The sequence below is a fragment of the Sphingobium sp. genome (assembly GCF_003248505.1).
GTDB lineage: Bacteria > Pseudomonadota > Alphaproteobacteria > Sphingomonadales > Sphingomonadaceae > Sphingobium.
In genome coordinates, this window is sequence record NZ_QFOA01000014.1 from 1 (window position 1) to 18,025 (window position 18,025).

At 65.7% G+C, this 18,025-nt stretch carries 23 protein-coding genes; all 23 read left to right on the forward strand.

Going from position 1 to position 18,025, the window contains the following annotated elements; translation table 11 throughout:
• Nucleotides 1-1,878: strawberry notch C-terminal domain-containing protein (locus tag DI606_RS07520; protein ID WP_293981105.1), on the forward strand; the 1,878-nt coding region annotated here is incomplete at its 5' end.
• The gene (locus tag DI606_RS07525) at nucleotides 1,878-2,912 is read left to right on the forward strand and encodes a toprim domain-containing protein (protein WP_047820985.1); all 1,035 of its coding nucleotides are present in this window, start codon (nucleotides 1,878-1,880) and stop codon (nucleotides 2,910-2,912) included. The genes DI606_RS07520 and DI606_RS07525, both read left to right, overlap by 1 nt.
• A 347-nt stretch (nucleotides 2,913-3,259) precedes the next feature.
• Nucleotides 3,260-4,186 carry a DUF2493 domain-containing protein gene (locus DI606_RS07530; protein WP_047820987.1) on the forward strand — a complete coding sequence of 309 codons (927 nt, stop codon included), beginning with the start codon at nucleotides 3,260-3,262 and terminating at the stop codon, nucleotides 4,184-4,186.
• A gap of 85 nt (nucleotides 4,187-4,271) precedes the next feature.
• Nucleotides 4,272-4,526: a plasmid stabilization protein gene (locus tag DI606_RS07535; protein WP_012110103.1), complete on the forward strand. Its 255-nt coding sequence runs from the start codon at nucleotides 4,272-4,274 to the stop codon at nucleotides 4,524-4,526.
• Nucleotides 4,523-4,945 carry a type II toxin-antitoxin system VapC family toxin gene (locus DI606_RS07540; RefSeq protein ID WP_160987300.1) on the forward strand — a complete coding sequence of 141 codons (423 nt, stop codon included), beginning with the start codon at nucleotides 4,523-4,525 and terminating at the stop codon, nucleotides 4,943-4,945. The genes DI606_RS07535 and DI606_RS07540 overlap by 4 nt, the downstream gene beginning before the upstream one ends.
• Before the next feature lie 281 nt (nucleotides 4,946-5,226).
• Nucleotides 5,227-5,391 (forward strand): hypothetical protein, encoded by a 165-nt coding sequence (locus DI606_RS07545; protein WP_182926515.1) that lies wholly within the window; start codon nucleotides 5,227-5,229, stop codon nucleotides 5,389-5,391.
• Between the two features lie 137 nt (nucleotides 5,392-5,528).
• Nucleotides 5,529-5,969, forward strand: coding sequence for a hypothetical protein (locus DI606_RS07550; RefSeq protein ID WP_160987301.1), 441 nt, complete (start codon nucleotides 5,529-5,531; stop codon nucleotides 5,967-5,969).
• 573 nt (nucleotides 5,970-6,542) lie between these two features.
• Nucleotides 6,543-6,869 carry a DUF736 domain-containing protein gene (locus tag DI606_RS07555; RefSeq protein WP_041535876.1) on the forward strand — a complete coding sequence of 109 codons (327 nt, stop codon included), beginning with the start codon at nucleotides 6,543-6,545 and terminating at the stop codon, nucleotides 6,867-6,869.
• A gap of 306 nt (nucleotides 6,870-7,175) precedes the next feature.
• Nucleotides 7,176-7,442, forward strand: a complete 267-nt coding sequence (locus DI606_RS07560) for a helix-turn-helix transcriptional regulator (RefSeq protein WP_045811379.1) — start codon at nucleotides 7,176-7,178, stop codon at nucleotides 7,440-7,442.
• 95 nt (nucleotides 7,443-7,537) lie between these two features.
• Nucleotides 7,538-7,798, forward strand: coding sequence for a DUF2285 domain-containing protein (locus tag DI606_RS07565; protein ID WP_047820991.1), 261 nt, complete (start codon nucleotides 7,538-7,540; stop codon nucleotides 7,796-7,798).
• A gap of 129 nt (nucleotides 7,799-7,927) precedes the next feature.
• On the forward strand, nucleotides 7,928-8,269 hold the full coding sequence (locus DI606_RS20325) for a DUF6499 domain-containing protein (protein ID WP_367119461.1): 342 nt from the start codon (nucleotides 7,928-7,930) through the stop codon (nucleotides 8,267-8,269).
• Nucleotides 8,163-8,690, forward strand: a complete 528-nt coding sequence (locus tag DI606_RS07570; RefSeq protein ID WP_293981132.1) for a DUF2285 domain-containing protein — start codon at nucleotides 8,163-8,165, stop codon at nucleotides 8,688-8,690. Before DI606_RS20325 ends, DI606_RS07570 begins: the two co-directional genes overlap by 107 nt.
• A gap of 136 nt (nucleotides 8,691-8,826) precedes the next feature.
• Nucleotides 8,827-9,108, forward strand: coding sequence for a helix-turn-helix domain-containing protein (locus tag DI606_RS07575; RefSeq protein WP_012110094.1), 282 nt, complete (start codon nucleotides 8,827-8,829; stop codon nucleotides 9,106-9,108).
• A gap of 18 nt (nucleotides 9,109-9,126) precedes the next feature.
• A complete protein-coding gene (locus tag DI606_RS07580) occupies nucleotides 9,127-10,287 on the forward strand; it encodes a replication initiator protein A (protein WP_293981136.1) in 1,161 nt (386 codons plus the stop codon).
• Nucleotides 10,284-10,937: a ParA family partition ATPase gene (gene parA, locus DI606_RS07585; protein ID WP_047820994.1), complete on the forward strand. Its 654-nt coding sequence runs from the start codon at nucleotides 10,284-10,286 to the stop codon at nucleotides 10,935-10,937. Before DI606_RS07580 ends, parA begins: the two co-directional genes overlap by 4 nt.
• Entirely contained in the window at nucleotides 10,934-11,185 is a 252-nt protein-coding gene (locus DI606_RS07590; RefSeq protein ID WP_047820995.1) for a hypothetical protein, read from the forward strand. Before parA ends, DI606_RS07590 begins: the two co-directional genes overlap by 4 nt.
• 20 nt (nucleotides 11,186-11,205) lie before the next feature.
• Complete coding sequence (locus DI606_RS07595; RefSeq protein ID WP_272916694.1) at nucleotides 11,206-11,703, forward strand: DUF2840 domain-containing protein; 498 nt, start codon at nucleotides 11,206-11,208, stop codon at nucleotides 11,701-11,703.
• A 23-nt stretch (nucleotides 11,704-11,726) separates the two neighbouring features.
• Nucleotides 11,727-12,245, forward strand: coding sequence for a S26 family signal peptidase (locus DI606_RS07600; protein ID WP_202408392.1), 519 nt, complete (start codon nucleotides 11,727-11,729; stop codon nucleotides 12,243-12,245).
• A gap of 68 nt (nucleotides 12,246-12,313) precedes the next feature.
• Nucleotides 12,314-12,661 (forward strand): DUF736 domain-containing protein, encoded by a 348-nt coding sequence (locus DI606_RS07605; protein ID WP_160987322.1) that lies wholly within the window; start codon nucleotides 12,314-12,316, stop codon nucleotides 12,659-12,661.
• A 3-nt stretch (nucleotides 12,662-12,664) separates the two neighbouring features.
• Nucleotides 12,665-13,444 (forward strand): lytic transglycosylase domain-containing protein, encoded by a 780-nt coding sequence (locus DI606_RS07610; RefSeq protein ID WP_160987304.1) that lies wholly within the window; start codon nucleotides 12,665-12,667, stop codon nucleotides 13,442-13,444.
• Between the two features lie 243 nt (nucleotides 13,445-13,687).
• Nucleotides 13,688-15,427, forward strand: coding sequence for a VirD2 family relaxase/mobilization nuclease (locus DI606_RS07615; RefSeq protein ID WP_293981145.1), 1,740 nt, complete (start codon nucleotides 13,688-13,690; stop codon nucleotides 15,425-15,427).
• 26 nt (nucleotides 15,428-15,453) lie between these two features.
• Nucleotides 15,454-17,445: a conjugal transfer protein TraG gene (locus tag DI606_RS07620; RefSeq protein ID WP_160987305.1), complete on the forward strand. Its 1,992-nt coding sequence runs from the start codon at nucleotides 15,454-15,456 to the stop codon at nucleotides 17,443-17,445.
• Nucleotides 17,446-17,449: 4 nt separating this feature from the next.
• Nucleotides 17,450-17,899 (forward strand): CopG family transcriptional regulator, encoded by a 450-nt coding sequence (locus DI606_RS07625; protein WP_160987306.1) that lies wholly within the window; start codon nucleotides 17,450-17,452, stop codon nucleotides 17,897-17,899.
• Nucleotides 17,900-18,025: the final 126 nt, after the last annotated feature.

The window sequence follows — 18,025 nt, forward strand, 5'->3', positions numbered from 1 at the left end:
GTCGACGGAACCGTAGTTATCTGGAGTGAAATCATGGAAAACCGAAGGAAACCTGCGCCTCCCGCCGCCACGCTCGACATAAACTGCGACTGCAAAGAATATGTTCTGGACTATCTGGCCCATTCCTTTCCGGTCCAACTCTACGAGCCGTTCACGGATGGCGAGGGCAATCTGTCCTCGCGCCCGGTCTATCGCGATGGCCACCCCGTCGAGAGCCGCGAAGCTGTCGCGCGCCGGGACGAGCTGATCGAACGTCTTGCGTCTTTACCACCCGTCCCGGGGGCGCTCGACCAGATCGTACAGCGCTTCGGCACAGATATGGTCTCCGAGGTGACGGGCCGCTCCCGGCGCATCGTCCGCAAGGGGGAACGCTTCGCCGTCGAAAACCGCGCGCCATCCGCCAACCTTGCCGAGACGGCCGCGTTCATGGACGATCTGAAGCGCGTTCTCGTGTTCAGCGACGCCGGCGGCACCGGCCGCAGCTATCACGCAGAACTGTCGGCGAAGAACCGGCGTCTGCGCGTGCATTATCTGCTCGAACCCGGATGGAAGGCCGACGCCGCCATCCAGGGTCTGGGCCGCACCAATCGCACCAACCAGGCGCAGCCGCCGCTGTTCCGCCCGATCGCCACGAACGTCAAAGCCGAGAAACGCTTCCTGTCCACGATCGCGCGCCGGCTCGATACGCTGGGCGCGATCACGCGCGGTCAGCGCCAGACCGGCGGCCAGGGCCTGTTCCGGCCCGAGGACAATCTGGAATCGAGCTACGCCCGCGATGCGCTGCGCCAGCTCTACCTCCTGATCGTGCGCGGCAAGGTCGAGGGTTGCTCGCTGGGTCGCTTCGAGTCCGCGACCGGCCTGAAGTTGACCGATGACAACGGCATCAAGGACGAGTTGCCGCCGATCACCACGTTCCTCAACCGCCTGCTGGCGCTGACCATCGAGCTTCAGGGCATACTCTTCACCGCCTTCGAGCAATTACTCGACGCCAAGGTGTCCGGAGCCATCGCCAGCGGCGTTTATGATGTCGGGCTGGAAACGCTGACGGCGGAAAGTTTCGTCGTCGCTGAGCGCACGACCATCTACACCCATCCGGCAACGGGCGCGCAGACGCGGCTGCTCACCATCACCGAGCGCCGCCGAAACCAGCCAACCACGCTCGATACGGCGCTCGACTGGCTCGACGATCCGCATGCCCGGCTGCTCATCAACGCGCGGTCGGGACACGCTGCTGTCCAGGTGCCGGCGCCGTCCATCATGCTCGACGATGGCGAGATCGAACGTCGCGTCCGCCTGATCCGGCCGATGGAGCAGCACCACGCAAGCCTCGCCATGATGGAAGACAGCCATTGGCAGGAAGCCGCTCGCGACAGCTTTGCAGCGGTCTGGCAACGTGAAGTCGCCGAAGTGCCAGCCTATACCGACGGTGCCATCCACATGGTCAGCGGTTTGCTCCTGCCGGTGTGGAAACGCCTGCCGAACGAGTCGACGCGCGTCTATCGGCTCCAGACCGATGATGGCGAACGCATCATCGGGCGGCGGGTTTCGCCTGCTTGGGCCATGAATGCCGCCTCGACGGGAACGGCCAACCTCAGCAGCGATGATGCCTATGCCGCTCTGGTGGATGGTCGCACCATACTCGACTTGGCCAGCGGGCTCCAGCTTCGCCGCGCGCGCGTCATGGGCGCGAACCGGATCGAACTGTCCGGCTTCACCGACACCATGCGGGATCGCCTGCGCGCCTATGGCCTCTTCAGCGAGATCATCTCGTGGAAGCTGCGCTTCTTCGTTCCGGTCGATGCCTCTGGTCCCGCCATCATCGGCAAGCTGCTCGCCACCTATCCGGTCGAGCGGATCAGCGAGCGTGAGGCAGCGTGATGGCTCGGCAGGACGCTTCTGAACTGGCACACAGTCTCGGCCGACAGGCCGAGGCGGTCTGCCGCCACTATCTCTCCAACGGCCACCGGCAGGGCAACTACTGGCGGGTTGGCGATGCTCGCAATGTCGCAGGCCGCTCCATGTTCGTGCGCCTGCGCGACACCCCGAAGGGACCAGCGGGCAAATGGACCGACGCCGCCACCGGCGAACATGGCGACCTTCTCGACATCATCCGGGAATCGCTCGGCCTCATCGACTTCGCAGACGTTGCTCAAGAGGCGCGCACCTTCCTCAGCCTGCCGCATCCCGAACCCGAGCCGGCATCACGCCGCGGACTGGCGCCAGCGCCATCGGGGTCGCCCGAGGCGGCACGCCGTCTCATCGCCATGACGCAACCGATCACCGGGACCATCGTGCAGACCTATCTGCGCAGACGCGGCATTGTGCTTTTGCACGGAACCGGAAACCTGCGCTTCCACCCTCGCTGCTACTACAAGCCCGACGATGGCCCGACCGAGACCTGGCCCGCCATGATCGCCGCCGTCACCGACCTCGCTGGCAAGATCACCGGCGCGCACCGCACCTGGCTTGCGCCTGACGGCTCCGACAAAGCCCCCATCGACACACCGCGCAAGGCGATGGGCGATCTCCTCGGCAATGCCGTCCGCATCGGTGCGCCCGGCAGCGTGATGGCGGCAGGCGAAGGTATCGAGACCATGCTGTCGCTCCGGCAGGTCCTGCCCGATATGGCGATGGCGCCGGCGCTTTCGGCAGCGCATCTGGCCGCCATCCTGTTCCCCGCGACTTTGCGGCGGCTCTATATCGTCCGAGACGACGATCCGGCCGGTGACGGCGCGTGGGACATACTGATCGAACGGGCGAACGCCGAGGGAATCGAGGCCATCCCATTGTCGCCGGCATTCGGGGACTTCAACGAGGATCTCCGGCGGCTCGGTATCGAAGCGCTTCGGGCAGGCGTTCGAGTGCAGCTCGCTCCAGAGGACGTCGCACGCTTCATCGACCTTGCCGCTTAGCCGGAAGGGGCTGACAGGTGGCGCGCAGCCCCCATGCCGCAACGATGCGCCAGTGACGACAAAAAGACCGCGCCTCGGCCTTCGAGAGGGCGATCGGCCATCAGCCGTGCCGGATCAGCAATGGCTGCGGCCGACGATTTTCCGGCGGCGCATGTCCACCCCACGCGGCAGGCCGCGCGGGGACCCCGAACCCGCGCCTTTCCATCGCGAAACAAAATCGCCGGCCTTTGCCATCCTCCGCTGGCGCTTCGGCCCTACGCTTCGCTCCGGGTGCAGGTCCGTCCCGCCCGACGGCTTCGTCGCCATGAAGGCCGCGACGGTCGCGGTCCTTGCCGACGGAGCATCCCATGAGCGAGCACGACGACTACGAACCGCACCACGAGTCATCCCCGACCGACCATCTGATCCAGGACTTGCAGCTCCACGGCTACCGTCCCTCCGAAGACGAGTTGGACCAGCGCCCGCCACCGGAAGACCGCATCATCGAAGGCGCCGTCGCCGACATCTTCGACGCCCTGGTCGCCACGATCACCGACACCAGCCTCGACTTCGATCTCCCCGATCTCCTCTGGTCGACCGTCAATATGTTCCACCGCGCCGTGGACCGCATCGAACAGAAGCTCGACGACAACGAGCAGGCGCAAAGGCAGCTTCAGCGCGAACAGGATGGCTCCGAGGTGAAGTCCCTTCAGCTCGAGCGCCTCATAGACATCGGCATGAACCTGATCGACCGCCGCGACGGCATGGAAACCTTCCGCGAAGCCGCCGCTGGCCGCTACCTCGTCGCCACCGGCTCACCCTGGTCGCAACGCACCGGATCACGGGTCAACCATCGCCACCTCACCGCGTCGCTGATCGACAGCCGGGATTTCCTCGCCGCCAGGAGGCGTGCGGATACCGATGTACTCGTACCCGCCGGCCCGAAGATCGCCTTCTCGGGCGGCGACACCGCCGACCACAAGCAGATCTGGGCCAAGCTCGATCAGATCCATACCAAGCACCCCGACATGGTGCTGCTGCATGGCGGCTCGCCGAAAGGCGCCGAAAAGATCGCTTCCCGCTGGGCCGACAGCCGCAAGGTGCCGCAGGTCGCCTTCAAGCCGGACTGGACGAAGCACGCCAAGGCCGCACCGTTCAAACGCAATGACCAGATGCTCAGCATCGTGCCGATCGGGGTCGTGATCTTCCCCGGCACGGGCATTCAGGACAACCTGGCCGACAAGGCCCGCAAGATGGGCATCCCGGTCTATCGGTTCGGCTCGGGCGGCGCGTAAGCGCCGCCGGGACCGGCCGCCTTGAAAATGATGGCAATTTTTATATTATGCTATCACCGCTATCAAACTTGCAGGAGGCGCTATCATGCCCGCAGTTACGATCAGGAATCTGTCCGACGCGACGCATCGCGCCCTCAAGGTGCGGGCGGCGCAGCACGGCCGCAGCGCCGAAGCGGAAATGCGCGACATTCTCGAAATGGCTGTCCGCCCCGATACGCGCCTCCGGCTCGGCACGGCGCTCGCGGAACGCAGCCGCCGCCTCGGCTTGACCAATGAGGATGTCGAGGCCCTCGACCAGGCTCGTGACAAGGCGCCCGCCAAGCCGATGAGCTTCGAATGATCCTCCTCGACACCAATGTCGTATCGGAGGCGATGAAGCCCGCTCCCGACGAGGCCGTGCGCGCATGGCTCGACGAGCAGGCGGCGGAAACACTCTTTCTCTCCAGCGTCACCATCGCCGAACTGATGTTCGGCATCGGCGCGCTCCCCGCCGGCAAGCGCAAGGAGCGTCTCACCGAAGCCCTGGATGGGGTGATGGAACTGTTCGCAGACCGCGTCCTCCCGTTCGATGTCGATGCTGCGCGCCGCTATGCGGATCTCGCCGTCAAAGCCCGAGCGGCCGGGAAAGGCTTCCCTACTCCCGACGGCTACATCGCGGCGATCGCAGCCGCCAAGGGGTTTGCCGTCGCCACGCGCGACAGCAGCGCATTCGAGGCCGCGAATGTCACGGTGATCGATCCCTGGAAGGCCGGGCGCTGACATCCGGCCACCGGCAGCGCAGGAGAGGTCAGCCGAGCCGGCGGCAACAGTTGTCGCGGCATGCAGACAATCCGGTCTCCTGATCGGACGACCACCCCCGCTTCAAGACGCTGATCCTTGGGTTCAGCCGATGGCCTGACGCCATCAACCCGTAAAGGGTCGGACTACGCATAGCGTGCCGCCGCTCCGGCTTCGCCTACGCGGTGATTGCGGCCACCGGCCGAACTCTTCGGGCGCCTGTCAGCGGGGGATGGACCTCCGCTCAAACAGGAGCCAGGTCGATGTCCTTCCAAACCGCTCACGCCTTCGCCTTCAGCCTCGCTACCACCCTGATGGCGGCCATCGTCATCTATCGCGCCGGAGACGGCACGCTCTCCGTCACCCCGGCCTCGGAATATGATGGCGATGAAAACGCCATCGTCGGCGAAATCGACCCCTTCGCCTGATGGGGCGAACCGGGTCGCGCCGTCGGCGGACGCTTCACGCTTCTGCTCCCCCCGCGGCTCGAATTCTGCTAACCTCGCATGTGCGCCGTGGTGGTGGTGGAGGCGCGTCCGTCTGACATTTGACGAAAGACACCACCATGATCTTCATCGGCATTTTCCTCAGCATCGCCGCCATCGGCTTCCTCTGCTGGCTCCTCTTCACGCTTGCGGTGTTCGCTCTTCCGTTCTTCGCGGGCGTGACTGCCGGCACATGGGCCTACGGCACCGGCGCGGGCTGGCTCGGCGCGATTGTCGTCGGCTTTGTCGCCGCGGGCCTGACCTTCGGCATCGGCCAATTCCTGCTCGCCACCGTCCGTCCGACCTGGGCACGCCTGCTCATCGCCGCAGCCTTCGTCGCCCCGGCCGTCGTCGCGGGATTCCATGCCACCCATGGCATCGTGAAACACACCATGCCGTCGGATACATGGCAGACCGTGTTCTCGGTCATCGGAGCGATCGCGGTCGGCATCGCCGCCTTCGTGCGCATCACTGGAATGGCGGCCTCCGGCCCGTCTGGCGGGCATGTGTCCCACGCCTAAACCCGCAGCGCCCATCGCGGCGGGATCCAGCGGCACATAGCCTTTGTCCCCCACGTCATCTGGCCGCCCGATGGGGAAGCGGCATCGCGAAGCATCGGCTGCGCCCACCTGTCACGGAACGATGGAGCGCGTCGGGGCGGCAACGACATCGTGGCCGGCAGATCCTCAGCGTCGAGGTGCTTCGTCAGAGCTGGCGGAATGGCGAAATGCGCAGCGCAGGCCTGTTCGAAGGAGGTTTACGCCTGTGATCGCCGGTCGGACTTCCCGGGCCAATGCGAAGGTCGCCGCCGTCTCCGCCGTCGATCCGTCCAGCACCCGCGCCAGAACGGCCTCTTCAATGGCCTGATCTGGCCGAAGGACGGCTTTGCCTCGAGCGCCTAAGCCACAACGGCTGGCCCCGACTTTCTCCCCCTGCCGGCTGCGCCGTCATTCCTCGCGAAACAACAAAGTCGCGCCTGCGCCATCCTCCGCTTTGCTGCGGTCGCAAGCGATGTGTCGTCGCTCGCCTCCGTCCGGTCGATCGCCATCGAGGCCGCAATGGTGCGGGCTCGAAACGGAAAACGGAGACTTACAATGGCGACCATCGGCACCTTCAAGAAGACCGGCTCGAACGAATTCGGCGGCGAAATCGTCACCCTCAGCGTCCAGGCCAAGGGCGTGCGCATCGTCCCCGACCTGCGCGCCAGCGGCGAGAACGCCCCCAGCCACCGGGTCCTGGTCGGCCGCGCCGAGATCGGCGCCGCCTGGTCCAAGCGCTCCAACGAGGGCCGCGACTATCTGGGCCTCAAGCTCGACGATCCGAGCTTCAACGCTCCGATCTACGCCAACCTCTTCGATGACGAAGACGGCGAAGGTTACTCACTGATCTGGTCCCGCCCCAACGGCCGCCGCGCAGACTGAGGCGGCGTCACGAGGCCCCGGCCGAAAGGTCGGGGCCGCCTTCCTGCTCAAATCGCACCCGATCGCAGATGCGTGCCCCAAATAGTCGGGTCACACCGAAGGCGCGCGCTCCAGCTTTGCTGCAAAAGCCAGCCCGCAGAACCTTCGCTTCACTGACGACAGCGCCTCGTTTGCCCGAATCAGCAAATCGGCGCCAGCACGACACGGCCCTTCGGCAACCGCTTTGAGCTGGCAGAAGCGGGCCAATACGACTAAAATAGCCGTAGTTCTGGAGCGCGCGCCGGTTGCGATGGGAGGTGATCATGCATGATCACCGCCCGACAATCACGGGCCGCACGCGCGTTGCTGGGTTGGACACAGGAGACGCTCGCTGACAAGGCCCGCCTATCGCTGACCGCGCTCAAGCGCCTCGAATCCGAAAGCGGGCTCGATGTGTACGAGACGACGCGCGATCAGGCACGCAGGGCCTTGGAAGCTGCCGGCATCGTCTTCCTGTCGACCGACCGAGGGCAAGGAGTGCTGCTGGTCGATGATCGCGGAAACAAGCCGAACCGATCTACAGGCTTACGCTGACCTGTGGGCAGCCAGCTTCCTCATCACTCGCACTGCCTCTATTTCGGATCAAACATGGTTAATAGACGGCACCGCATATTCGCCGAGTCTGCACCATGACCGCACCATTCCAGGACCTCGCGCCATCGGGGCAAGATCTCACCGATTACGACAAGTCGCACGCCAAACTATACATGCGCTTGCTGGATGCGGCCGCTGACGGCGCGCATTGGGAGGAAGCCGTGCGGGTACTGTTCGACCTTGATCCCGCCCGTGAACCCGAACGCTGCCGACGCATCCATGACAGCCATCTCGAACGCGCCCGCTGGATGACACACACCGGCTATCGGCATCTCCTGCGACAGGCTCACCGCTGAGAGGCTTGCGAACCTGCGTGATGCCCTTTCGACATCACGCAATGCCCTCCTCCGGGCTTCCAACACCCTCGTGGCACCCCGAAAAATCACACGCTCGACTTACGCGCACCACGCGGGAGAGTTGATGCGATGAGGCCCGATACATCGAACTGGCGAGACGACCGCAGCTACGATTTCTTCGATACACTGCCGATCGAAGGTCTCGCCTGGGAGTGCCTTCGCAGATACCGCCCTTATCAGGACGATTACGCCAGACTGGTCGATGCTGGCGACGAGACTCAGCCGCTGCCGGACGACAGGCAGCAGCGCTGGGGGTTGCGATTTCCCTGCAAGACCAGGTCGTTCTGCCCTACAGCAACAGGTGGTGTGGTCGCCGCAGAGCGATCCCGCCGTCCTCTTTCTGACAGCGCGGCCGAACTTTCTGCCGTCCAGCTCAAACCGCCTCGCCGACAGGTTCGGTGCGGGACGTGATGGTCCTGAAGGAGCCTATACCGGTCTTCCCGAGCACGACCTCCAGCTACTCTTCCAACCCGGCATATCCGCACACGACCAGCTTGCAGCGGTCGTCCCCATCGATGACGACATCCTCGATCGCATCGATGCGCTGACACGCCTCGCGCGCGCCTGGCTCCAACGTCCGCCATTGCGCGACACGCGCATGACCGCCGAGCAGCGCCGCCGCTTTCGCCTCAAACTTCGTGCTGCTGACGGCCGCATGAACGGCGCGACCTATCGCGACATCGCCATCGCAATCTATGGCGCGGTGCGCATCGATGCCGACCCGTGGAAGACCTCGCCGCTGCGGGATGCCGTGATCGCCTTCGCCGAAGCCGGATTGGCCCTCATCGATGGCGGCTATCTGCACCTGCTTCGGCATCGTCGGCGCACCTAGCCTGCGCCACCGACAGGGGTGGGGAATTTAGCCATCCCAAGTCCCCCATCCGTCCCGCCGGAGGTTCTCCGCCACCGTTGTCGCTGTCAGCCGCTGATCGCCAGCGGCCCCCAGTAACCCCACGGAGGCCCGCCCCATGCGACCCGATACCGCCGCGCTCCCGCCACGCTACCTGCGGACCAAGGAAGCCGCTGAATTTCTCAGCCTGTCTGCGCGCACCCTCGAAAAACACCGCACCTACGGAACTGGTCCGGCCTATCACAAACTCGGCGGGCGCGTCGTCTATTCGGTCGACGATCTGGAGACCTGGGCCGAGCGCGGCGCCGTAACCTCGACGTCCGATCCGCGCGGCTCCGTGCTTCCCGCAAAGCGCCAGACGCTGCCGACCGGCCAGATCGCCGGCCGATACGCACGCTGATTGTGGCCGGTCTCTTTCATGGTGGTGCGTCGTCGTGACCCTTCGGAGCGTGGGCAGCTCGACCTGTTTCGCGCGCTTCCCGGCGACTTCGCGCCACGAGACGCGCAGGATCTCATGGCCTATCCCTTCTTCTCCCTCTCGAAATCGCACCGCATAGCGCCGATCGACTTTTCGGCGGGCGGTGTCTCCATCCGGGTAGAGGCCGTTCCCGATCATGGCATGGCCACGATCTGGGACGCCGACATCCTGATCTGGGCCGCCAGCCAGATCGTCGAGGCCCGCGACGCGGGCCTGCGCACCTCGCGTCTGATGGCGGCGACACCCTATGAGATCCTCACCTATGTCGGGCGCGGCACATCCAAGCGCGATTATCAGCGGCTCAAGGCCGCGCTCGACCGGCTGCAATCGACCACCATCTCGACGTCGATCCGCCAGCCCGCCGAAGGCCGCCGTCACCGCTTCTCGTGGATAAACGAGTGGCAGGAGCGCACGGATCACCAGGGACGACCGGATGGCATCGAGCTGATCGTCCCCGACTGGTTCTACAAGGCCGTCCTCGATGACGCGCTCATCCTCACCATCGATCCGGCCTATTTCGATCTCACCGGCGGCCTCGATCGCTGGCTCTACCGCATCGTGCGCAAACACGGAGGCCGTCAGCGCGGCGGCTGGCGTTTCGACCTACGCCACCTCCACCTCAAATCCGGCAGCCTGTCGCCGTTCAAGCGCTTCGCCTTCGAACTGCGCGACATCGTGCGACGCCAACCACTGCCCGGCTACCTCCTGTCGCTCGAAGTGGAAATCGGCGGGCGCACGCTGTTGGCTTTCGAGCCACTGGCCGCCTGTGGAAAACCTGTGGACGGCCTCGTGCTATCGGGAACCCGACCTATCGTGCCATCGGGAACCCGAGGCTCGTGCCATCAGGAACCCAAGCCGGCCTTAACGTCTGGAAATCGTGGGCGGATTCGCGCCCTTAACTTAGAGTCTAACCAAGAATCTAACTTTGAAGAGCGCGCGCGCGATGTGGAAAACCTCATCCGCACCGCCGCAGCGAGCCTCCGCGCCGCCGGCAAATCACCGCGCAAGGGTGCTCCAGCCGCTCAGACGGGCCGGAAAGAGAGCGAACCGGCTTCCCCCGATCAGCTTCCGCTCCTCGATCGGCCTGGAGGTGCGCGATGATCGTCGCGTTCCTCAACCAGAAAGGCGGTGTCGGCAAGACGACGCTGGCGCTCAACCTCGCGGGCGAACTCGCTGGGCGCGGTCAGCGCGTCACCCTGATCGATGCGGACCCACAGGGATCGGCCCTCGACTGGTCTGAGCAGCGCAGCCATGAGGGCCTGCCGCGCCGGTTCGGCGTCGTCGGCCTGGCGCGCGACACGCTCCACCGCGAAGCGCCGGCGCTGGCCCGCGATGTCGACCACGTCGTCATCGACGGCCCGCCGCGTGTCGCAGCGCTCATGCGCTCGGCGCTGCTCGCCGCCGACCTCGTGCTGATCCCGGTGCAGCCGTCGCCGCTCGACGGCTGGGCATCGGCCGAGATGCTGGCGCTGCTCCGCGAAGCCCGCGTCTATCGCCCGGAACTGGTCGCCCGCTTCGTGCTCAATCGTTGCGGTGCGCGCACCATCCTGGCCCGCGAGACAGCCGAGACCCTGGCCGATCACGATCCACCGTTGCTCGCCACCACCATCGGCCAACGTGTCGCCTTCGCCGCCGCCGCGCAGACCGGCCGCCTGGTCGCCGAACTCGCCGATGCGACATCGGCCGCGCGCGAGATCGCGGCCTTCGCCGATGAACTCCTGCGTCTGCGGATCGACGGGGGCGCACAATGAACGAACGATCCCCCCGTCGTGGCTTCGCCTCGCGCCCCGCCGATCCCGACCAATGGATCAAGGCTGCGGACAACGCACCACGCGCCGCTGACGTTGCCGCGTTCACCGCCAGGCTCACCATCGATGTGACCCCCGAACTGCGCGGCCGGATCAAGATCGCCGCGTTCGGGCGCGGCGTCACCGTCGCCGACATGCTGCGTGAGCTGCTCGCGCGTGAATTCCCCTCGACACCAGGAGACCCTACATGACCGGCACTGCGGCTCCCCGCATGCGCGGCGGCCCGCTGCCGTCAGCGCCCCCCCATGGCAGCATGACCCACGTCGAACTGACGTGGATCGAGAAGAAGATCGAATACTGGATCAGGTTCGGCCGTGAGGCGCATGAACAGATCCTCGACCGCCGCCGGCGTGTCATCTTCTTCCGTCCGAACACCGTATTCGCGTTCGTGCGATGGGCGGCCAACGATTTCGGCACGATCGTCTCGCGCATCGATATCGTGCGCGCAGTCGAGCCCGGAGAGCCCTACCAGACGCTGCCCTTTGTCCGGCCGGGCGGCGAAATCCTGCTCAGGATCGACGGATGGCCGAAGGTCGAAGACGTGCTGCGCCACGTCGATGCCATTGAAGCCATCGGCATCGAGGCGGACGCCGTTTCGCCGGAACACTGGCGTCACGTCCACAACCGGATGGCGGCTGGACATCAGCCGCGCGCCTATACGCACGACCAGCATCGCGCCTTCCTCCTGCGCCGGAGGACGCAGTCGTGACGCGAGCCGGTCTCTTCCTCGTCATGACTCTCGCGACCGCGGGGATCAGCTATCCGGCGCTCACCCCGATGCCGATCAAGCTCCTGTGGAACGCATCGGCGAGCGCCCCCATCGGCTTCTACACGATCGACGTCGACGGCCCGTTCGACGTCACCGATCTCGTTGCCGTCGACGCGCCCGAGCCGCTCGCGACCTTCATGGCCGAGCGCGGCTATCTGCCCAAAGGCGTTCCGCTGCTGAAGCGCATCCTCGGCGTCTCCGGGCAGACCGTTTGCCGTTCGAACGCCTCCATCGCGATCGATGGCGTCGAGATGGGCGATGCGCTGCCGCGTGATCGCGCCGGGCGCGACCTACCGATCTGGCAGGGCTGCCGCCGCATCCCGACCGGCGAAGTCTTCCTGATGAACTGGCAGGTCCGCGACAGCCTGGACGGTCGCTACTTCGGCCTGACGCCCACCGATCAGATTATCGGCCGCGCTGTCCCCTTGTGGACCGACGAAGACGGAACGGGCCGCTTCGAATGGCGCGCGCCGACACGATGAACCCCTCGCCATCGGCGGAAGCGGTGTTCGCCGATGGCTTTCCCAACGCCGCCGCAAAGGAAGCAGTCATGCCTCAGATTGGTCAATTCACGCGCCAGGACACGGGCTTCACCGGCAAGCTGGAGACGTTCACCCTCTTCCGCTATGTCGTCATCGTTCCGGCAGATCCCTCCGATGCCGAGAACGCGCCGGATTACCGTGTCCACGCCAGCGACGATCGCAAAGCCGAAGCCGGTCCGGAAATCGGCGCGGGCTGGAAACGCACCGGCGAGCGCGCGGGCGAATACGTTGCCGTACTGATCGACGACCCTGCGCTGCCGCAGCCGATCCGCGCCAATCTGTTCCGCGAAGATGACGCCGGGAATGCCTGGTCGCTGCACTGGTCGCGCCCGCGCGACCGCGCCGGGAAGGACTGACCGATGTCCGGTCCCCGTCCAACGATGAGCCATCGGGATGCGCGCGGGCGGCATCGCGCCGTCCGGCGCATGGCCTTCCTTCTCCTTTCCGGCCTGGCCCTCGCAGCGGGCGCAACAGACGCCGCTCTTGCCCAGTCCGTGTCGGCTGCGCGCACGGTCGCTGGCGATCCACACGCCACCTTCGTCACCGAAGCCTCGCAGCGCTTCGGCATTCCCGAACACTGGATCGTCGCCGTCAAACGCGCCGAAAGCGCCGGCGATGTGCGCGCTATATCGTCGGCCGGCGCGCTGGGGCTGATGCAGGTCATGCCCGATACCTGGGCCGCGCTTCGCATTCGCTATGGGCTCGGGCGTGACCCCTACGACCCGCGCGACAACATCCTCGCAGGCGCTGCTTACCTGCGCGAAATGTTCGACCGCTATCGCACGATCCCCGCAATGCTCGGCGCCTACAATGCGGGGCCTGGCCGCTACGACGAATACGTCCAGACCGGCCGCGCCCTGCCCGCCGAAACTCGGGCCTACATCGCGCTGCTGGCTCCGCAGCTAGGCGCACCATCGCCGTCGAGCGCGCCATCGGTTGCGCCGCCACCGCCGCCGGATTGGCGGGAAGCGCCGCTCTTCGTCGTGCGTTCCGCCGACGCTCGTTCGGCAACATCGACATCGGAAAGCGCGCGGTCGAACGACAGCCGCTCCTCCGTCGCGGCGCGCGTTCCCGATACCGCCGAAGACTCGAACGCCCCTATCGTGGTCGCTCGCTCTGACGGTGGAGCGCCCCGATGAGCTGCGGAAGTATCCTTCGCACTCTGTCGCATTCCGGCGTGACATGGAGGGCACAAGGGGGAGAGGCAGGCACAACAACCGCACGATGGCAGGATAAAAGGCCGCACATTGCGCGTCGGTCGGGCGGTTGTATTTGCAGGATATTTTGGCGCGCTCCGCACATTGCCGTGCTCATCGGCAATGTGTGCCTGACGCCCAACTATCTGTATCAGCGCGATTTTTCGCACATTGCGGGCTCGCGTCATGGCCGATGACCACGAGTTTCGTGTTCGCCCTGGGCGCATCCGATCGACCCGCGCGCAGTCAGCTCGGCCCTTCATCGCGCAGGCGCTGGCGGCGGCGAAGAAGGCGGGCGGCGGCGTCTCGCGCTCCGGGCGCGTCGTTGCCGCCAATCGCTCGCGCTTCGGCCGCGGCCAGCGCGCCAGCATCCAGGCGAACCGCCTCATCACCGCGCGCACGCGCGGCGCAGTCATCAAGGCCCGCGTCGTGCGGCACTCCGGCCGCACCGCGCCGCTCGGCACGCATCTCGACTATCTCCGCCGCGACGGCGTGACCCGTGATGGAGAAAAGGCCCGGCTGTTTGGGCCGGGAACGGAGGAAGCTGATGGCCGCGCCTTCGCCGGGCGATGCGAGGACGATCGCCACCATTTCCGCTTCATCGTTTCACCGGACGACGCCGTGGAGATGTCGGACCTCAAGTCCTTCACCCGCGATCTTGTCGGCCAGATGGAAAAGGATCTGGACACGCGGCTCGATTGGGTCGCGGTCGATCACTGGAACACCGAGCATCCTCACGTCCATCTGATCGTGCGCGGCGTCCGCGACGACGGCCAGGACCTCGTGATCTCGCGCGACTACATCAAGGAGGGCATGCGCGATCGCGCGCGTGACCTCATCACACAGGAGCTTGGCCCGCGCACGGTTCTCGATATTCGCCGCACGCTCGAACGCCAGATCGGGGCGGAGCGCTGGACGCAGCTTGATCGGCAGCTTGTCCGCGACGCTGGAAAGACCGGCGTCATCGATGTCGCTCCGGAGGTCGGCCGCCAGCCCGACGCCTACGCCGTCGAGAAGGTGGGCCGCCTGCGCAAACTCGCAGCCCTCGGCCTCGCCAGTGAAGTCGGACCGGGCCAGTGGATGATCGACGATCAGGCTGAGGTGACGCTGCGCCAGCTCGGCGAACGCGGCGACATCATCAAGCGCATGCACCGCGCACTCACCGAACGCGGTATCGACCGCGCCTCGGGCAACTACGTACTGGCTGGGGAAAGCCTCGATGTGCCGGTCATCGGCCGTCTGGTCGAGCGCGGCCTCGATGACGAGCTGAAGGGAACGGCCTACGCCGTGGTCGACGGCGTCGATGGCCGGACCCATCATATTCGTCTGCCGCATCTCGATGCGGCGGGGGACAGCGCGCCAGGCTCGATCGTCGAGCTGCGCACCTATGAAGATGCGAGAGGCGAACGCCGCGTCGCGCTCGCCGTCCGCTCCGATCTCGATCTCCAGCATCAGGTGAACGCCTCGGGCGCGACCTGGCTCGACCGGCAGTCCATCGCCCGCGAACCCGTCGCCATGTCGGAGGGCGGCTTCGGCGCCGAGGTGCGGCACGCGATGCGGCAACGGGCGGAGCATCTGGTCCACGAAGGTTTCGCCGAGCAGCAAGGCCGCCGCGTCATCTTCAGCCGCAACCTCATCGAGACGCTTCGTCGCCGCGAGGTGGATGCCGTTGCCGACCGGCTTGCGAAGGAGACAGGCCAGCCGTTCAAAGCGGCCGGTAATGGCGAATATGTCGCCGGCACCTATCGCCAGCGCATGACGCTCGCATCCGGCCGCTTCGCGATGATCGATGACGGCCTCGGCTTCCAGCTCGTGCCCTGGTCGCCGTCCCTCGAGAGCCAGCTCGGCAAGCACGTCTCCGGGGTCGCTCGCGGCGACGGCGGTGTTGACTGGAGCTTCGGCCGCAAGCGGGGGCTCGGCCTCTAATCACCTAAGAAGAAAGGACCGCAGCAATGTCCGCGACCAAAATCCTGTGGGGCCAGATCGCCGTCGTTTTCCTCATCGTGCTGCTCACCACCTGGGCGGCGACGCAATATGTCGCATGGAGTCTCGGCTTTCAGGCGCAGCTCGGCGCGCCCTGGTTTTACCTCTTCGGTCTGCCGATCTACTATCCGCCGGCGTTCTTCTGGTGGTGGTATTTCTACGACGCTTACGCGCCGGAGGTCTTCGCCAAGGGCGGGATGATCTCGGCGTCGGGCGGCTTCATCGCCATAGCCGTCGCCATCGGCATGTCGGTCTGGCGCGCCCGCGAAGCAAAAAGCGCAGCGACCTACGGCTCCGCCCGCTGGGCCGAAAAGGACGAGGTGAAAGCCGCGGGCCTGCTCAGTCCCGACGGTGTCGTGCTCGGCCGCTATGATCGCGACTATCTCCGTCACGACGGCCCCGAGCATGTGCTTTGCTTCGCCCCGACCCGTTCGGGCAAGGGCGTCGGCCTAGTTGTGCCGTCCCTGTTGACCTGGCCGGGCTCGGCCATCGTCCACGACATCAAAGGGGAAAACTGGCAGCTCACCGCCGGTTTTCGCGCCCAGCATGGCCGCGTTCTGCTGTTCGACCCGACCAACCCCAAATCGTCGGCCTACAATCCGCTGCTCGAGGTGCGCCGCGGCGAATGGGAAGTCCGCGACGTCCAGAACATCGCCGACATCCTGGTCGATCCCGAAGGCTCGCTCGAAAAGCGGAACCATTGGGAGAAGACCAGTCATGCCCTGCTGGTCGGCGCCATCCTGCATGTCCTCTACGCCGAAGACGACAAGACATTGGCCGGCGTCGCCGCTTTCCTGTCCGATCCAAAGCGCCCGATCGAGTCGACGCTTGCCGCAATGATGAAGACCAGCCACCTCGGCGAGGCAGGGCCGCACCCCGTCATCGCCAGCGCAGCGCGCGAGCTGCTCAACAAATCGGACAACGAACGCTCGGGCGTGCTCTCCACCGCCATGTCGTTTCTCGGCCTCTACCGCGATCCTGTCGTGGCCGAGGTGACGCGGCGCTGCGACTGGCGGATCAGCGACATGGTGGGCGGCAAGCTCCCGACCACGCTCTACCTTGTCGTGCCGCCGTCCGACATCAACCGCACCAAGCCGCTGATACGCCTGATCCTCAATCAGGTCGGCCGCCGTCTCACCGAGGATCTGCAAGCAAAGGCCGGGCGGCATCGCCTGCTGCTCATGCTCGACGAGTTTCCCGCCCTCGGCCGCCTCGATTTCTTCGAGTCCGCGCTGGCTTTCATGGCGGGCTACGGCCTCAAGAGCTTTCTGATCGCGCAATCGCTGAACCAGATCGAGAAGGCCTACGGCCCGAACAATTCGATCCTCGACAACTGCCATGTGCGCGTTTCCTTTGCGACGAACGACGAAAGGACCGCGAAGCGGGTCAGCGACGCGCTCGGAACCGCGACCGAGATGAAGGCGATGAAGAACTACGCCGGGCATCGGCTCTCGCCCTGGCTCGGCCATTTGATGGTGTCGCGCTCGGAGACCGCGCGTCAGCTCCTGACACCAGGCGAAATCATGCAGCTCCCGCCGACCGACGAGATCGTCATGGTCGCCGGGACGCCGCCGATCCGGGCGAAGAAGGCGCGCTACTATGAAGATGCCCGCTTCAAGGAACGCATCATGTCACCGCCGGGGCTGGCGCGGCCTGCTGAAGGTCGGCCCGACGATTGGAGCAAGCTGCCGATCCCCGCGCGCCCGGACATGACCGAAAACGCTGCGCCAACGACGAGCGGTGACAACGAAGAGGATTCCACCGAGTCCGAACGTCGGCATCAGCCCGAACTCAACCGGGTGAACCCCATCGAAAAGAAGGCGCCGATCGACAATGAGTTTGAGATCGATTTGCCTGACGACACAGAGGACGACGCCGCGCGCAACCAGCGGCTGACCCGCGTCATGCGCGGCGTTGCCCGCCAGGTCTCGCTCGATCCCAATGACGGCATGGAGCTGTAGCACCATGCCCGGACGCAAGAAGAAGGTGCCGATTTCCGTCTATCTCGACCCCGACATCATGGCGACACTATCGGACTATGCAGGCCGACGCGAACAACCGCTCTCCCTGATCGCAGAGGCCGCCATCGCGTCCTTCCTGTCGCCGGACGACGCGGAGCGGCGTGAAGCCGTGGTCGCCAAACGCCTCGACCAGATCGATCGCCGTCTCAACCGCATGGAGCGCGACATCGGGATCTCCGTCGAGACCATGGCCGTATTCATCCGGTTCTGGCTCAACACGACGCCGGCGCTCCCCGAGCCCGCAGCCCAGGCCGCGCGCGCCATGGTCGGGAAGCGCTACGAGGCGTTCATCGCGGCCCTTGGACGGCGCTTGGCCCAGGGACCGAAACTTCGGCAGGAGATCGTTGAAGATGTCGGCGAGTCGCCGCCGAACGCGACAGAGAGCGATCCATAGGCGTCAGCGCGCGTGGATCAATAGCATCGCCCGACCGCCGTTCTCCTGTATTTGCACGCCACGCTGCTACGACGGTCGATACTTGTTGAATCGGCTCAATTCGCGGCTCTTTTAATCACCCCGATC

Coding starts and splice junctions, on each gene's coding strand:
- DI606_RS07525 (WP_047820985.1), top strand. CDS start 1,878: ATGGCTCGGCAGGACGCTTCTGAACTGGCACACAGTCTCGGCCGACAG.
- DI606_RS07530 (WP_047820987.1), top strand. CDS start 3,260: ATGAGCGAGCACGACGACTACGAACCGCACCACGAGTCATCCCCGACC.
- DI606_RS07535 (WP_012110103.1), top strand. CDS start 4,272: ATGCCCGCAGTTACGATCAGGAATCTGTCCGACGCGACGCATCGCGCC.
- DI606_RS07540 (WP_160987300.1), top strand. CDS start 4,523: ATGATCCTCCTCGACACCAATGTCGTATCGGAGGCGATGAAGCCCGCT.
- DI606_RS07545 (WP_182926515.1), top strand. CDS start 5,227: ATGTCCTTCCAAACCGCTCACGCCTTCGCCTTCAGCCTCGCTACCACC.
- DI606_RS07550 (WP_160987301.1), top strand. CDS start 5,529: ATGATCTTCATCGGCATTTTCCTCAGCATCGCCGCCATCGGCTTCCTC.
- DI606_RS07555 (WP_041535876.1), top strand. CDS start 6,543: ATGGCGACCATCGGCACCTTCAAGAAGACCGGCTCGAACGAATTCGGC.
- DI606_RS07560 (WP_045811379.1), top strand. CDS start 7,176: ATGATCACCGCCCGACAATCACGGGCCGCACGCGCGTTGCTGGGTTGG.
- DI606_RS07565 (WP_047820991.1), top strand. CDS start 7,538: ATGACCGCACCATTCCAGGACCTCGCGCCATCGGGGCAAGATCTCACC.
- DI606_RS20325 (WP_367119461.1), top strand. CDS start 7,928: ATGAGGCCCGATACATCGAACTGGCGAGACGACCGCAGCTACGATTTC.
- DI606_RS07575 (WP_012110094.1), top strand. CDS start 8,827: ATGCGACCCGATACCGCCGCGCTCCCGCCACGCTACCTGCGGACCAAG.
- DI606_RS07580 (WP_293981136.1), top strand. CDS start 9,127: ATGGTGGTGCGTCGTCGTGACCCTTCGGAGCGTGGGCAGCTCGACCTG.
- parA (WP_047820994.1), top strand. CDS start 10,284: ATGATCGTCGCGTTCCTCAACCAGAAAGGCGGTGTCGGCAAGACGACG.
- DI606_RS07590 (WP_047820995.1), top strand. CDS start 10,934: ATGAACGAACGATCCCCCCGTCGTGGCTTCGCCTCGCGCCCCGCCGAT.
- DI606_RS07595 (WP_272916694.1), top strand. CDS start 11,206: ATGCGCGGCGGCCCGCTGCCGTCAGCGCCCCCCCATGGCAGCATGACC.
- DI606_RS07600 (WP_202408392.1), top strand. CDS start 11,727: ATGACTCTCGCGACCGCGGGGATCAGCTATCCGGCGCTCACCCCGATG.
- DI606_RS07605 (WP_160987322.1), top strand. CDS start 12,314: ATGCCTCAGATTGGTCAATTCACGCGCCAGGACACGGGCTTCACCGGC.
- DI606_RS07610 (WP_160987304.1), top strand. CDS start 12,665: ATGTCCGGTCCCCGTCCAACGATGAGCCATCGGGATGCGCGCGGGCGG.
- DI606_RS07615 (WP_293981145.1), top strand. CDS start 13,688: ATGGCCGATGACCACGAGTTTCGTGTTCGCCCTGGGCGCATCCGATCG.
- DI606_RS07620 (WP_160987305.1), top strand. CDS start 15,454: ATGTCCGCGACCAAAATCCTGTGGGGCCAGATCGCCGTCGTTTTCCTC.
- DI606_RS07625 (WP_160987306.1), top strand. CDS start 17,450: ATGCCCGGACGCAAGAAGAAGGTGCCGATTTCCGTCTATCTCGACCCC.